This window comes from Paraburkholderia sp. Cpub6 (assembly GCF_014201065.1).
GTDB lineage: Bacteria > Pseudomonadota > Gammaproteobacteria > Burkholderiales > Burkholderiaceae > Paraburkholderia > Paraburkholderia tuberum.
Map to the genome: position 1 here is coordinate 108805 of NZ_JACHDM010000023.1, position 13840 is coordinate 122644.

Annotated in this window: 11 protein-coding genes and 2 pseudogenes; 6 read left to right on the top strand and 7 right to left on the bottom strand. The window is 63.0% G+C overall.

Translation table 11 applies throughout. The annotated features are described in order from the left end of the window. Window positions 1-18 precede the first annotated feature (18 nt). Both HDG33_RS28880 and HDG33_RS28885 read left to right on the top strand, forming a co-directional pair. Complete coding sequence (locus tag HDG33_RS28880) at window positions 19-1422, top strand: OFA family MFS transporter (RefSeq protein WP_184037281.1); 1404 nt, start codon at window positions 19-21, stop codon at window positions 1420-1422. 10 nt (window positions 1423-1432) lie between these two features. After that, the gene (locus HDG33_RS28885) at window positions 1433-1561 is read left to right on the top strand and encodes an oxalate:formate antiporter (RefSeq protein ID WP_184037284.1); all 129 of its coding nucleotides are present in this window, start codon (window positions 1433-1435) and stop codon (window positions 1559-1561) included. A gap of 77 nt (window positions 1562-1638) precedes the next feature. On the opposite strand, the gene HDG33_RS28890 is transcribed toward HDG33_RS28885, so the two are convergent. The 3 genes from HDG33_RS28890 to HDG33_RS28900 all read right to left on the bottom strand — a co-directional run bounded on the left by HDG33_RS28890 (window position 1639) and on the right by HDG33_RS28900 (window position 4442). Continuing rightward, window positions 1639-2673 carry an SGNH/GDSL hydrolase family protein gene (locus HDG33_RS28890; protein ID WP_184037287.1) on the bottom strand — a complete coding sequence of 345 codons (1035 nt, stop codon included), beginning with the start codon at window positions 2671-2673 and terminating at the stop codon, window positions 1639-1641. 131 nt (window positions 2674-2804) lie between these two features. Further along, window positions 2805-3230 carry a DUF3830 family protein gene (locus HDG33_RS28895; RefSeq protein ID WP_184037290.1) on the bottom strand — a complete coding sequence of 142 codons (426 nt, stop codon included), beginning with the start codon at window positions 3228-3230 and terminating at the stop codon, window positions 2805-2807. A gap of 300 nt (window positions 3231-3530) precedes the next feature. Continuing rightward, on the bottom strand, window positions 3531-4442 hold the full coding sequence (locus HDG33_RS28900; protein ID WP_184037292.1) for an AraC family transcriptional regulator: 912 nt from the start codon (window positions 4440-4442) through the stop codon (window positions 3531-3533). 182 nt (window positions 4443-4624) lie between these two features. On the opposite strand from HDG33_RS28900, the gene HDG33_RS28905 reads away from it, so the two are divergent. Further along, a complete protein-coding gene (locus HDG33_RS28905) occupies window positions 4625-5626 on the top strand; it encodes a LuxR family transcriptional regulator (RefSeq protein ID WP_184037295.1) in 1002 nt (333 codons plus the stop codon). Window positions 5627-5702: 76 nt separating this feature from the next. On the opposite strand, the gene HDG33_RS28910 is transcribed toward HDG33_RS28905, so the two are convergent. From HDG33_RS28910 to HDG33_RS28925, 4 genes are all read right to left on the bottom strand, one after another. Next, window positions 5703-6464 carry an ABC transporter permease gene (locus HDG33_RS28910; protein WP_184037297.1) on the bottom strand — a complete coding sequence of 254 codons (762 nt, stop codon included), beginning with the start codon at window positions 6462-6464 and terminating at the stop codon, window positions 5703-5705. Continuing rightward, the gene (locus HDG33_RS28915; protein WP_184037299.1) at window positions 6461-7387 is read right to left on the bottom strand and encodes an ABC transporter ATP-binding protein; all 927 of its coding nucleotides are present in this window, start codon (window positions 7385-7387) and stop codon (window positions 6461-6463) included. Before HDG33_RS28915 ends, HDG33_RS28910 begins: the two co-directional genes overlap by 4 nt. Before the next feature lie 256 nt (window positions 7388-7643). Further along, complete coding sequence (locus HDG33_RS28920; RefSeq protein ID WP_409259085.1) at window positions 7644-9299, bottom strand: tannase/feruloyl esterase family alpha/beta hydrolase; 1656 nt, start codon at window positions 9297-9299, stop codon at window positions 7644-7646. Window positions 9300-9334: 35 nt separating this feature from the next. Further along, window positions 9335-10459 carry an OpgC domain-containing protein gene (locus tag HDG33_RS28925; protein WP_184037305.1) on the bottom strand — a complete coding sequence of 375 codons (1125 nt, stop codon included), beginning with the start codon at window positions 10457-10459 and terminating at the stop codon, window positions 9335-9337. Between the two features lie 66 nt (window positions 10460-10525). Between HDG33_RS28925 and HDG33_RS28930 the strand changes: the two are divergent. The 3 genes and pseudogenes from HDG33_RS28930 to HDG33_RS28940 all read left to right on the top strand — a co-directional run. Beyond that, window positions 10526-10594, top strand: a pseudogene (locus HDG33_RS28930) (transposase); the annotation flags it as partial. A 127-nt stretch (window positions 10595-10721) separates the two neighbouring features. After that, window positions 10722-10803, top strand: a pseudogene (locus tag HDG33_RS37630) (IS6 family transposase); the annotation flags it as partial. 904 nt (window positions 10804-11707) lie between these two features. Then, window positions 11708-13840, top strand: a 2133-nt coding sequence (locus HDG33_RS28940; protein ID WP_260330612.1) for an ESPR-type extended signal peptide-containing protein, incomplete at its 3' end; no start/stop codon positions are given.

A 13840-nucleotide genomic window follows, 5' to 3' on the forward strand; every position in this document is an offset into this window, starting at 1 on the left:
CTGTAAGGAGACCCACTTATGAGTAGCATCAGCGAGCCGGGCGGCCAACGAGGTTCAGCCCCATTTTTTTCCAAACAGGCCACCGTCGCACAGCCCGGCTTTTCGCGCTGGATGGTGCCCCCCGCGGCGCTCGCCGTGCATCTGTGCATCGGTCAGGCCTATGCGTTCTCGGTATTCAACGGACCGCTGACCAAAGTGATTGGCATCACGCAGTCCGCGCCCGATGACTGGTCGCTGACCGCGCTCGGCTGGATCTTTTCGCTCGCGATCGTGTTCCTCGGTTTGTCGGCGGCATTCGCGGGCAAATGGCTCGAACACGTCGGTCCGCGCCGCACCATGTTCACGGCAGCATGCTGTTTCGGCGGCGGGTTCATGGTGTCCGCGCTCGGCGTCTATCTGCATCAGATCGTGCTGCTATATCTCGGTTATGGCGTGATCGGCGGGATCGGGCTGGGGCTCGGTTATGTGTCGCCGGTGTCGACGCTGATCCGCTGGTTCCCGGACCGCCGCGGCATGGCGACCGGCATGGCGATCATGGGCTTCGGTGGCGGCGCGATGATCGCGGCGCCGTTGTCGGTCGCGCTGATGAACCACTTTCATAGCGCAACGAGCGGGGGCGTCGCGGAGACCTTCGTCGTGCTCGGCATCGTCTACTTCATCTCGATGACGATCGGCGCGCTCGCGATCCGCGTGCCGCCCGCCGACTGGAAGCCGGCCGGCTGGACGCCGCCCGAAGTCACGCAGCACCGGCTGATTTCGCGCAACCACGTGCATATCGATCAGGCGTTGAAAACACCGCAGTTCTATCTGATCTGGTTCGTGCTGTTCCTGAACGTGACGGCCGGGATCGGCGTTCTCGGCCAGGCCTCGGTGATGATCCAGGAGAGCTTCAAGAACACCGTGACGGCGTCCGCTGCGGCCGGCTTCGTCGGATTGCTGTCGCTGTTCAACATGGGTGGACGTTTCGTGTGGTCGTCGGCATCGGACTGGATCGGTCGCAAGAACACCTACGCCATCTTCTTCGTGCTCGGCGCGGTGCTCTACTACTTCGTGCCCAGCTTTGCCGCGAACGGACAGATCGCGCTGTTCGTGCTGACGTACTGCATCATCCTGTCCATGTACGGCGGCGGCTTCGCGACGGTGCCGGCCTATCTCGCCGACATGTTCGGTACGGCGTTCGTCGGCGGCATTCATGGACGGCTCCTGACCGCGTGGGCGGCGGCGGGTGTAGCGGGTCCGGTGCTCGTCAATTACATCCGCGCATATGAAGTCGCGAACGGTGTCGCCAAAGCAGACGCGTACACGATGACCGTGCACATCATGGCCGTGCTGCTCGTAATCGGCTTTATCTGCAACCTGCTGGTCAAGCGTGTGGATGAGAAGCACCACATGACCGATGCACAAGTCGCCAAGGGCGCGTGAGGAGATCCGTATGTCGACCGTTCAAACCGTACATCCGACCAACAAGGTGATGCTCGCGGTGTTCTGGCTGTATGCGATGATTCCGCTTGCCTGGGGGGTGATCAATACGCTGACGCAGGCGATGAAGTTGTTCAAGTGATGACCATCTGATGGGGTGCGCACCCCGGCCTGGTTGAGGGGCGGGGTGCCGATAGCGCGCCCCGCGTAGTATCCCCCTCACCGCCCCAACCCACTATGCGCGATCTGCTGCTCGACGAACTGCGCAAACAACGCATGCATATGCGTCGTCGGATGCAAATCATCGGCGAACATGTAAGTCTGATCCGCATTGGCGCTCACATAGGTCGCCGGCGAACATAGCAGCGCGGTGTCATCGGGCGTTTTCTTCGGATCGCAGGCCTGCCCCGTATTCGACACGGTAAAACCGTTCGCCTGAAAGCTTCCGATGACCTGATTCGTCCACGTGTACGAATCGACCTCGATCACCTTCGACTGCAGCCCATCGGTTTGCAACGCGGTGTTCAACGTAGCGTTGAAAAGCTGCGACAACTGCGTGAGGTTCGCGCCACCATCGGCCGAAGCGAGCCCCTTCGGCGACAGCCCGATATTCGGCAGATTGATCACCACCACATGCGCGCCGCCGTTCTGCACGATCTGCCCGACGAGCTGGGCAAGCGTCGTGGCCGCCGCCTGCACGATCGGCGCCGCGGCGGGCAGGTTGCCGGCGCGGAGCACATCGTTCGCGCCCACCCACACGAGCACGAGCTGATTGGCGTTGAAGCTGCCGTGAGCGCTCAGATAACTCGACAGTTGCTGATTGACAGGCATTTCGATGTTGCCGATGACGTCGCTCAGATAGTCGTACTGGTTCGCCGGCGTCGCCACCGTCGAGCCGCCTTCCGCATAACCGAGGCCGCCCTGCGCACTCAGCTTATGCGTGAAATCGATCGTGAACGCGGCGCCGAGCGTATCGCCGTAGTATTGCGCGACGTCCTGGGCCCACACCTGGCCGGGATTGGTCGTGAAACGCCCGCCCCCCACCGCGCTCGCGAGCGGCGCATAAGTCCCGACGTCCGACAGGCTGTCGCCGAACGACACGACCTGCAGCTTGACGCCACCAGCCGGCTCGGCCGCCGTGCTGCCGCCGCTACTCGACCCGCCGTTGTCGTTACCGCCCCCGCCGCAAGCCGAGAGCAGCACGATCGACATGGCAAAAACTACAGCGCGGACCTTGTCATTTATGCTTCGCATTTGCTCCTCCTCGCCGGGCGGGCCAGCGGTGTCGAGTGCCTCACGTGCGTGGTCGGTGCCGGATCGGTACCTGACCGCACGCGGCTCTTCAAACAAGCATCGCGTATGCCCAGCAAGGAAATGCGGCCCGCTCAAAGCCTTTCGAACACCACCTCCTGCGCGCCTTCCCACAGTACCTTCGTGCCGAGCTCGCGCAGTTTTTCCTTGCCTTCGACGATCGTCAGAAAATGATTGCCCGCGAGTTGCCCCATCTTGCTCGCGAAGCAGCATGAGCCATATGCGAGGATGATCTCGGTCTCGCTATAGCCGCCCGGATAGAACAGGATGTCGCCGACCGATGGATGGCTCGTGTGATTCTCGAAGCCGACCGCGACGCTGTCGTTCTCGAGCTTGAATTCGCCGAGCGGCACCCAGCAGCCCTCACCGCTCCAGCGCACATGGATCAGCTTCTGCCGGTACGGCAGAAGCTTCAGGAAGGCGGCCACGGTCTGCGGCGCATCGGGATGGGTTTCGGCGATGAAGGCGTGGCCGCAGGCGGTCATCTTGAGTCGGGTCATGGCGCGTTATCCGGTATGTGGGGTTCAAAAGCCGTTCGATTCTGTCGTCCGATGCAAGGTTTCGACAGATACAGTTGTCGGCGCCGCGGTCAGTCCAGTTAGACCACGCCCGATCACGGGTGGCCGGCCGAACCGCGAAGCCTTGCGCCACGTGCCATGCCAGTTTGCACCGCGCGCCGCCACGAAAGTTCGTAGTTTGCAAGCCGCGCAATGCAAAGCACACTGCGCAAGTGCGTGATTCCTACTGTAGAAAGGCGAGCCGTTACGGCGTGCGCAGGCAAGCATCGGCCGGCGTGCATCTCAAGCGCGCAGCCGGTAGGCGAGCGGCGTCGCACCATAGCCACGCTTGAACTGCACGGAGAAATGACTGGCATTCTCGAAGCCAACTTCGAGCGCGATTTGCAGCACGGTTCGATCCGTGGCGCGCAGCAGCCTCGCCGCTTCCTCGAGCCGCAAGCGCGTCACGAACTGATGCGGCGTCTCCCCGGTCTCGCGGCGAAACACCCGGGCAAAATGAAAACTGCTTAGGCCGGCCTGCTCGGCCAGTTCGGCGATCGCCAGATCTTCGGCGAGATTGGTGCGGATGTACTCGGTCACTCGGCGGATCCGGCGCGGCACCAGCCGTTCGGGCCGCGTCGCGCCGCCGCGCCGCGCGTCGTTGCCGCTCGAATAGTGCTGCAGCAGGTGCGCGGCGAGCGCGTGAGCCAGCGTATCGACATACAGACGCGAATCGGCCGGATCGCGGGCGGCGCGATGCAGCGCGGCAAGCATCGCGGCGATCAGCGGATCGTTGAAGCGCATCGCGTCGCCGAGCGACAGTTCACGCGACGCGTCGAGCCCCATCTGTTGCGCGACGCTGTCGATCAAATCGCGCTCGATGTGCACGTGCAACGTAGACAACGGCTCGTCGCTGATCGAATGCCAGCGCCACGAGATCGGCGTGGGCGGCACGAACCACAGGTCGTTCACGCGCATATCGGCGCTTTCCCAAGCTCCGCCGAGGTTGCGTTCGAGATGCTCGGCGCCGCTCGCGAGCGTCATCAGCGTGAAGTCGCGCAAACCGGGCGCTTCGAGCAGGTCTTGCCGCACCGGCTCGAGATACGAGCGCAGCACCAGATGCCGCCACTCGCGATCCACGCTCGACACGAGTCGCTGGCCGGCCATGTAGCGGTCGTAGGCGAGCGTCGTCGTGAGCTTGGGAATTCGTGCCATCACATCCCCTCGAAGGAGGTGCCGTATGGAAGGAGAAACGCCGCCGTACCCGTATTGCCGGTCCACTGTCAGCGCAAGATCACAAAAATGATAGCAAGGAACCGGCTACCGACATTTCACGAAATCGCTAATCATTGAGGTTGTCGTCTTTCACGCGTTTAGAACGCCGGAGCTACCGTTTCATGGAACATGAATGCGATACGCTGCCGCAATGGCTGACCGGCTCGCCGCAAGGCGAAGCCGGGCACGCGTCGGCAGCACACCCGAGAGCGGCATCCGCCCAACCGGCTTACCCGGCCGGCGCGCGGCACGCCGCGCAATCAGCCCACGCGGCTGAAGCAGTGAAGATGTCTCCCCGCGCCGCGAATGGTGCGGGTCGCAGTGGCTTTCTGACTCTGTTCACCGAGGAAGAAATCGGCACGCCGTCGCCCGCGGCGCGGCGGGCCGCGCCGCTGATCGGTCCGCTCGGACGGTTCGGCAGCGCGCAGGACCGCATGGAGTTCGTGCGTCAGCGCATCAGGCAATTGGGCTTCGACTCGTTCAGCTATACCGCCACGCGCACGTCTTCGCATCACAAGACGATGTTCGTGTTGACGAGCTACGAGTCGCAGGCATGGCTCACGCGCTATTTCCGCGAGCGCTATTTCGAGCTCGACCCGCGCGTCGCGCTCGCGTCGCCGACCGGCATGCCGTTTCTGTGGAATACCGCCGACCTGCGCGCCGATCTGCCGCGCGCGCAGCTGCGCAGCGAGCGGCTCGGCGCGCTGATCGACATGCTGGAGGCGACCGGCCGCAAGAGCGGCATTCTCACGCAGATGCCGCTGCCGGAGCCGGAGCTGAGCGCGAGCCTGTGCTTCAATTCGGAGATCGGCAACCCGCGCTGGATGACCGAATCGATCGTCGCGGAAACGCTGATGTTCGCGCACTCGATTCATGAGTTCATCTGGATGCACGCGAAAAGCGTGATCGGCATCGCGCCCGCGCAGCAGCAGCGCGTCGCGCTGAGCAAGCTGCAGCACGCGGTGCTGAAGGCGGTCGTGCAGGGGCAGCGCGACAAGGAAATCGCGTATTTCCTCGGGCTGTCGCCGCATAACGTCGACTATCATCTGCGGCGCTTGCGGCAGCTGTTCAACGTGCGCAACCGCGTGCAGTTGATCAATGTCGCGCAGGCGTATCTGTTGTAGTCGGCGTCTGCGCGTATCGATGAAGAGGGCGCGACGGCTTTTCGCTGTTGCGCCCTCTGCTAATCGCGCGGTCTTATCAGCTTTTCAAGCGATAGCCGGTCCTGAAGATCCAGCCGACGATCACGAGGAACACCGCGAGGAACAGCAGTGTCATGCCGAGACTCAGGCCGACGCCGACGTCGCCCAGCTCGTAGAAGCTCCAGCGAAATCCGCTGACCAGATAAACGATCGGATTGAACAGCGTGACGGCGCGCCAGAACGGCGGCAGCATGTCCACCGAATAGAAGGCGCCGCCGAGAAACGTGAGCGGCGTGACGATCAGGAGCGGCACCAGTTGCAGCTTCTCGAAGCTGTCCGCCCAGATGCCGATGATGAAGCCGAGCAGACTGAACGTGACGGCCGTCAGCACGAGAAACAGCACCATCCAGAATGGATGCATGATCTGCAAAGGCACGAACAGCGCGGCGGTCGCGAGAATGATGAGCCCGAGCAGGATCGACTTGGTGGCCGCCGCGCCCACATAGCTGACGACGATCTCCAGATACGATACGGGCGCCGACAGCAGCTCGTAGATCGTGCCCGTGAAACGCGGGAAGTAAATCCCGAACGACGCGTTCGCGATGCTTTGCGACAGCAGCGACAACATGATCAGACCCGGCACGATGAACGCGCCGTAGCTGATGCCCTCCACTTCCTTGATACGCGAGCCGATCGCCGAGCCGAACACGACGAAGTACAGCGACGTGGAAATCACCGGCGCGATGATGCTTTGCATCAGCGTGCGCCACGTGCGCGCCATTTCGAACTTGTAGATCGCGCGCATTGCGTAGATGTTCATGGGTTCCCCCGCAGCAGACTGACGAAAATGTCTTCGAGCGAACTCTGCGTGGTGTGCAGGTCCTTGAAGCGGATACCGGCGTCGTCGAGCGATTTCAGCAGCGCGATGATGTCGGTTCGCCCGCCCTCGCCTTCATAGGTGTAGGTCAGTTCGTTGCCGCCGTTCGCGACCGCGAGCCCGTAGCCGGCGAGCGAAGCCGGCACCGTGTCGAGGGGGCTCTCCAGTTGCAGCGTCAACTGCTTCGTGCCGAGCTTGCGCATCAGCTCGGTCTTCTCTTCGACCAGCATGATTTCGCCCGCGTTGATCACGCCGATGCGGTCGGCCATCTCCTCGGCTTCGTCGATGTAATGCGTGGTCAGGATGATCGTCACGCCGCTCGCCGCAAGCGAGCGCACGAGCTTCCACATGTCGCGCCGCAGCTCGACGTCGACGCCGGCGGTCGGCTCGTCGAGAAACAGCACGCGCGGCTCGTGCGACAGCGCCTTCGCGATCAACACGCGCCGCTTCATGCCGCCCGACAGCGTGATGATCTTGTTGTCGCGCTTCTCCCAGAGCGACAGGTCGCGCAGCACTTTCTCGATGTAAGCGGGGTTCTTCGGCTTGCCGAACAGGCCGCGGCTGAACGACACGGTGGCCCAGACGGTTTCGAACGCGTCCGTGGTCAACTCCTGCGGCACGAGGCCGATCAGCGAGCGGGCCGCGCGATAGTTGGAGCCGATGTCGTGGCCGTCCACCGTCACGCCGCCTTCGCTCGCGTTGACGATGCCGCAGACGATGCTGATCAGCGTGGTCTTGCCCGCGCCGTTCGGCCCGAGCAGCGCGAAGATTTCTCCACGGTGGATCGCCAGATTGATGTTCTTCAGTGCCTGAAAACCGCTGGCATAGGTTTTCGACAGATTCTTGACCGAAACGATTGGCTGCATGGACTCGATGATGGCCGACACCGCTGTTGAATGAAAGGAAACGGCCAGAAGGAACGCGCCGCATCCGCAATGTAATGGAAAGTGCGAAAGCGTGCAGCGCACGCGAGCGGACGAACAGATCGTGCGGTTGCGGCGCTACGTGCGCGAAAAGGCGGTGGCGCTCGGGCTGTCGGCTCGTCGGGCGTGAGCCCCGGCTCGGTCCGCACGCTTTGTTGCGCGGCTCGCCGGTCAAACAGGCGCTGCGACGACTCAGACCTCAGGGCTGCGCACAGACAAAACTACTCACCAGATTTACATTGCCTCGGCCGAGATAGCGCGGAAACCCGGGATAGCGGCACAGCGGGCGCGAGCGTCCATTCGTCGCCGCGGCGAGATCTGTGGCCATCAGCGTTTCGGGCGCGACGCCGCGCGTGACCCACGCGTCGAGCGCGCCGAGCAGATCGACCGATGGAATGAACACGCCGTTGCCATGCTGAAACCCCGGCACCATGTACAGCCGCATGAAGCGATCGACCTCGTCCTTGCCGAAACGCGCGACTAGCGCGTCGTGATATGCGATCGTCTGGTTCGGGCTGATCACTTCGTCGGCGAGACCCTGCAGCGTGATCAGCTTGCCGCCATGCGCGATGTAACGCGACAGGTCGGGGTTCATCGCGCCGATCGTGGCCGACAGCGCGATCAGTTGCGCGCGATATTTGCCGGGGCGTTGCAGATCGAACGTCAACGAATCGAAGTCCGCATCGCGCGCGACGAAGTAGCGCAGATAGCCGTCGCCTTGCGCGAACAGATAACCGTTCGCATAGAACGTCGGTACCGGTTGACGCCGCGGCTGATGCGCGAGCCCGAGCGCGCCGGTCAGTTGCGTGCCCTGGAACACGTTGTAGCCGCGATAGCCGCTCACCTCCCACGCGAGCCGAAACGGCAGCGAAAGCCCGTCGCGCATCGCCAGCAAGGTGGCCAGTTGCGCGTCGCTCAGACACGCATCGTCAGATGAAAGGCGCAGCGCGCAACGCAGCGAATCGACAATTTGCGCTTCGTGCGCGCGACATGCTTCGACGTCGCTGACGATGCCGTCCGCCATGCCGTCGAGCCGGTCGCATACCTCGAGCGTGCGTTGATAGACGCGTTCGAGCAGCGCCGGCGGCACGAAGCCGCCCGGCGTACCGTACTCGGCCTGGCCGAGCTTCACGCCGATCAGCCGCACGCCGGAAAAATTCAGCGCGGGCGCATTGGCGATCACGCCGTCGTAGTCGTCGGGGAAGCGCTGCATCACCGTGTAGCCTTCGCGGCCCCCCGTCGAGCCGCCGGCAAAATACATGCGCTGCGGCGGCCTGCCGTACGCGTGCGCGATCAACGCGAGCGCGACGTCATGGGTTTTCTTCAGATGCGCGTAGCCGAAGTTCGTCACCGCTTCATCGACGAGACCAAACGCCGCGAGCGACGAATCGCCGACATGCCCCGAGTCGTCACCGAACGTCGCGTAGCCTTGCGCGAGCGGCGCGCGATCCGGCGAGAACGGCATCACGCCGGTGCCGCTGACAACCACGCCGTCGTACCCGCCGCCGCCGATCTGCAACGCACGGCCATTCCAGCGACTCGGCAGATTCAGATCGAAGCGGATGTCGGGCGTCGTCCGATTCAGCGCCTTGATGCGGCCCGTGATGCGGCAATACTCGCCGCCTTGCTGATTGCCCGGCGCGGTCGCACCGATCATCGCCGCGCTTTCGATCAGCGCGCCGGCCGTCGGCATCTCGATCAATTCGGGCGACAGCACCGCGCCCGCGAACTCCGCGCAGTGCATCGCGAACGGTGTCTCTTTGGCCTGCGCGGCCGTGCGATGCATCGCGAGCCACGCGAGCACGACGACGGTCATCACGGTTGCGACTCCAACGAGCTTGCGCGTCGTGCGCATCGTGGTCGTGATGCGCCCGCGGCGCTCGCGTCGTGTCATCCGCAACCCGCGCCATTCGCCTGTGCGCCCGACTGCTGCCCTTTCCTGCCGCTCCAGCCGCTCCAGCCGCGCGCGATCATCAGCAGCGCGCCGATCGCCGCGAAGTCGCCGCCGAGCCCGACCAGCACCGCGCGAAAGCCGTGAAACGTGTGCGGTGTCGCCGTGTCGATGATCAACGACACCAGCGTGCCGGTGACGAAGCACACGAGTCCGGTGCGCCCCACCGTCACGACGGCGGGCAGCCGCCTCGCTAGCCACGCGATACTGCCCATCCGCACGAACTGGGCGGCGAGCCACGCGATGACGATGAAATTGATCACACGTTCCACTGAAAGATTCTGCTTGTGCGTGCCGGGCAAAGGCTGCGTCAGCACGAAAAGTTTGACCATCGCAAAGCCAAGCACCGCGACCACCGCGACGCGCGTGAGCCACTGCGAGGTATAGCTCGCATGAAAACGTTCGCTGATCGGCTGGACGCGGCACAGCATACCGAGCACGAACATCAGTTGCCACGCAAACGGATTAAAAGCCCAGTCGGCGACAGCGTCAATGCTGAATAACGCGGCGAGCGGCCGCGCGACGGCCCACACCGTGACGCTCACCGCGAGCGCGAGCGATGCAGAGCGGCGCGCGAGCGGCACCATCACGGGCACACATAGCGCGAACAGCACGTACATCGGCAGCACGCTGGACAGATACGGTTGCCGGCGCAACAGCGCGATATCGAATGCCTGACGCCATGGCTGCAACGCGAACGGCGGCCAGCCGGTCATTTCTACCATCGGCCGATTCAGATCGAGCAGCGCGAGAATCGCGCCGGACACGAGCGTCAGCATCGCCGTCAACAGATACGCGCGATAGATCTCCCCGCAGCGTTTGAGGAAGCGCAGCTGCGCCGCGTGTTCGCCGCGATGCGCAAGCACCGCCGTATACGCCGCCGCCGATGCATAGCCGCCGAGAAACACGAACACCTCGGCCGAATCGCACAACGCGTACGCGTGCAGCATCAGATGCGATAGCGTGCTGCCGGGAATGTGATCGAGCACGATGACGATCAGCACGATACCGCGAAAAAAATCGACTTCGACCGATCGTCCACGGCCACGGCCTGGGGTTTCCATTCGTCTTCTCGAAGAATGCGCGCTGGCGGCACGCAAGAACGTCAATGGCCACGCATCAGCGGGTGCGATCCTGAACGCACGCAGGCTTTCTTATCGAGCTTCGGTCCGATCCGTCAGCACTTCGCGCTCAAGCGAAGGCCGGCATGACCAGCCGGATGGCGGGCTGTTCGCTAAAGGGATCGGTGGCTGGCGGAAACCATGTCGCACTCCTGTCCTCACCTAACCGCTTGACCATAGTTGGGGCTCTGCGGCGTGCACGGCAGAAGTATTTGTGACGTTGCGCGGCGAGCCTTACCTGCTGTGGCGCGCTGTTGATCAACACGGGACTGAACTCGATATCTTCATGGAGGATGGCGGCTCTCAGCGTTCTTTCCCGCTCGAGAAACTCCAGCTGCAGGCGAGTCTGCCGGAGAGCGAAATCGGTATAGCGATCCTCGACGTAGTCCGTGACCGTCGATTTCAGCACAACGCCGGTCAACAGCACCAGGACAAACGAGACCGCGACGCCCGCGCCCATGACGAGCGTCCGCTGATAGCGGTTCAGCCTGCTCGGCTCATCAACGCGTGAGTCGCCGTTGAGCGTGTGAACCACGCGTCCATGCCTGCTGGAATCTGTGCTCTGTGATGGCATGGCGGACCTGAATCAGGGACGCAAGGAATGATTTCCGCATCATACGGCGATTCCGACTCGTTGCGTGTTTGATGTCGATTGAGCCGCCTGTGGCGCGCGGCGTTGCGGTTTGCGCATGTCCCCGCCTTCACTTCTGGTCGTCGCCTTGTTACGTGAAGCTCGACTGAAACCCGTTCGGCGCGCGGTTGCACTCGTCAGCGCAAGCATTGGCGACGGGCATCGCTGAACTGGTGATATTTGATGAAACACATAGGGCACCCTTTCCACTATCTGCCGTCCCGTCAAGATTTCTAACCTTGCCACGCTCTCCGCGTTAGCAGGCAGTGCCGCCATCTCAAGCGCTGCAGCGCTCAAATACCGGCCCGCGCCGATTCGGACCGGTCCTATTTTTATCCAATCTCAAAAATATAGACTGAACCCAGTTACAGAGATTTAGCAAAGGCCTCCCTAGACTGACTCGGCAGAAATCTGGCCGATTCTTACTGCGGCCATGAGCTTTCTGGATCGTCATCGCCCCCGTTTTTGCAGCTGATATCGAACAGCAAGAAATGGCAACGGCGATATGGCATTAGTTCGCATACCTCAGTTCTTTTTCAAACTTTAAAAGGAATCGTCTCATGAACAAGTCCTATGTCAGCATCTGGAGTGAAGCCCTTGGGTCGTGGGTGGCTGCATCCGAGCACACTGCACGTCGCGGCAAGCGCAGCAAGTCACGCTGCGTGATGGGTAGCGTTGGCATCGCCCTGGGCGTGATTGCAGGCTACAGTGGGAGCGCTGCTGCTCTTGGAGTTACAAACCCTGTTGCCAACTATGGCAACTTTGTTATTAACAACTTGAGCGTCAACACCGCCGCTGCTTCTGCCACCACTGCTGGATCGATAGCGATCGGAGGTGGTGCAGTCGCTACGGGCGAGCTTGGTTATGATGGTAGCTCGGCCATTGCCATCGGCGAATCGGCGAAGGCGATCGGGGGTGGCGCGCTTGCACTCGGCGAAATGGCCGTTGTCAACGGTGATCACTCGGCAGCTTTCGGCCCAGCTTCAACCGTGAGTGCCTCAAATTCTGTGGCGCTCGGTTTCGGGAGCACGGTCACCGCGACCAATAGCGTAGCTTTGGGCGTGAATTCGGTGGCCGACCGGGCGAATACGGTGTCGGTAGGCACGTCCACCGGCCAACGCCAGATTGTGAACCTGGCTGCTGGCACCCAAAGTACGGATGCTGTCAATCTGAGCCAGCTCGGCGGAGTGGTGAATGCGCTAGGCGGTGGGGCGGCGATCAAGTCGGATGGCACGATCAGCGCGCCGAGCTACAGCGTGGGCGGTACGACGGTCAACAACGTGGGTGACGCGTTTGCCAACATCGACGAAAGCGTGCGCCGCAACGCCTCATTGATGGATAACCTCAACGATGGCCTAGTGATGATCCACAACATCGCGCTCGACAACGGCAAGGACATCGCGATCAACAAAGCCGACATCACGAAGATGAGTGGCGACATCACGAACGTCACCAACAACCTGAACGACGGCACGATCGGTCTCGTGCAGCAGGACGCAGCGACCCGGAACATCACGGTGGCCAAGGATCTGGATGGCACGACGGTGGACTTCGGTGGCACTGAGGGCGTTCGCACGCTGAGCGGCGTGAAGGCCGGTGCGCTGAGCGACACCAGCACCGAAGCGGTGAACGGTTCGCAGCTGCACGCGACCAACCAGAACGTGACGGCCAACACGGCCAGCATTGCGGCCAACACGACGAACATCGCCGACAACGCGACGAACGTTGCGGCCAACACGACGGCGATCACCAGCATCGACGGCCGCGTGACCAACGTGGAAGGCTCGGTCACGAACCTGACGCAGCAGCTGGACGGCGGCAGCGTCGGCCTGGTGCAGCAGGACGCGACCAGCAAGACCATCACGGTGGCCAGGGACCTGGACGGCACGACGGTGGACTTCAGTGGCACCGATGGCGCGCGCTCGCTGAGCGGCGTGAAGGCCGGTGCGCTGAGCGACACCAGCACCGAAGCGGTGAACGGTTCGCAGCTGCACGCGACCAACCAGAACGTGACGGCCAACACGGCCAGCATTGCGGCCAACACGACGAACATCGCCGACAACACGGCCAGCATTACGGCCAACACGACGAACATCGCCGACAACGCGACGAACGTTGCGGCCAACACGACGGCGATCACCAGCATCGACGGCCGCGTGACCAACGTGGAAGGCTCGGTCACGAACCTGACGCAGCAGCTGGACGGCGGCAGCGTCGGCCTGGTGCAGCAGGACGCGACCAGCAAGGCCATCACGGTGGCCAGGGACCTGGACGGCACGACGGTGGACTTCGGTGGAACTGAGGGCGCGCGCACGCTGAGCGGCGTGAAGGCCGGTGCGCTGAGCGACACCAGCACCGAAGCGGTGAACGGTTCGCAGCTGCACGCGACCAACCAGAACGTGACGGCCAACACGACGGCGATCACCACCATCGACGGCCGCGTGACCAACGTGGAAGGCTCGGTCACGAACCTGACGCAGCAGCTGGACGGCGGTAGCGTCGGCCTGGTGCAGCAGGACGCGACCAGCAAGACCATCACGGTGGCCAGGGACCTGGACGGCACGACGGTGGATTTCGGTGGCACTGAGGGCGCGCGCACGCTGAGCGGCGTGAAGGCCGGTGCGCTGAGCGACACCAGCACCGAAGCGGTGAACGGTTCGCAGCTGCACGCGACCAACCAGAACGTGACGGCC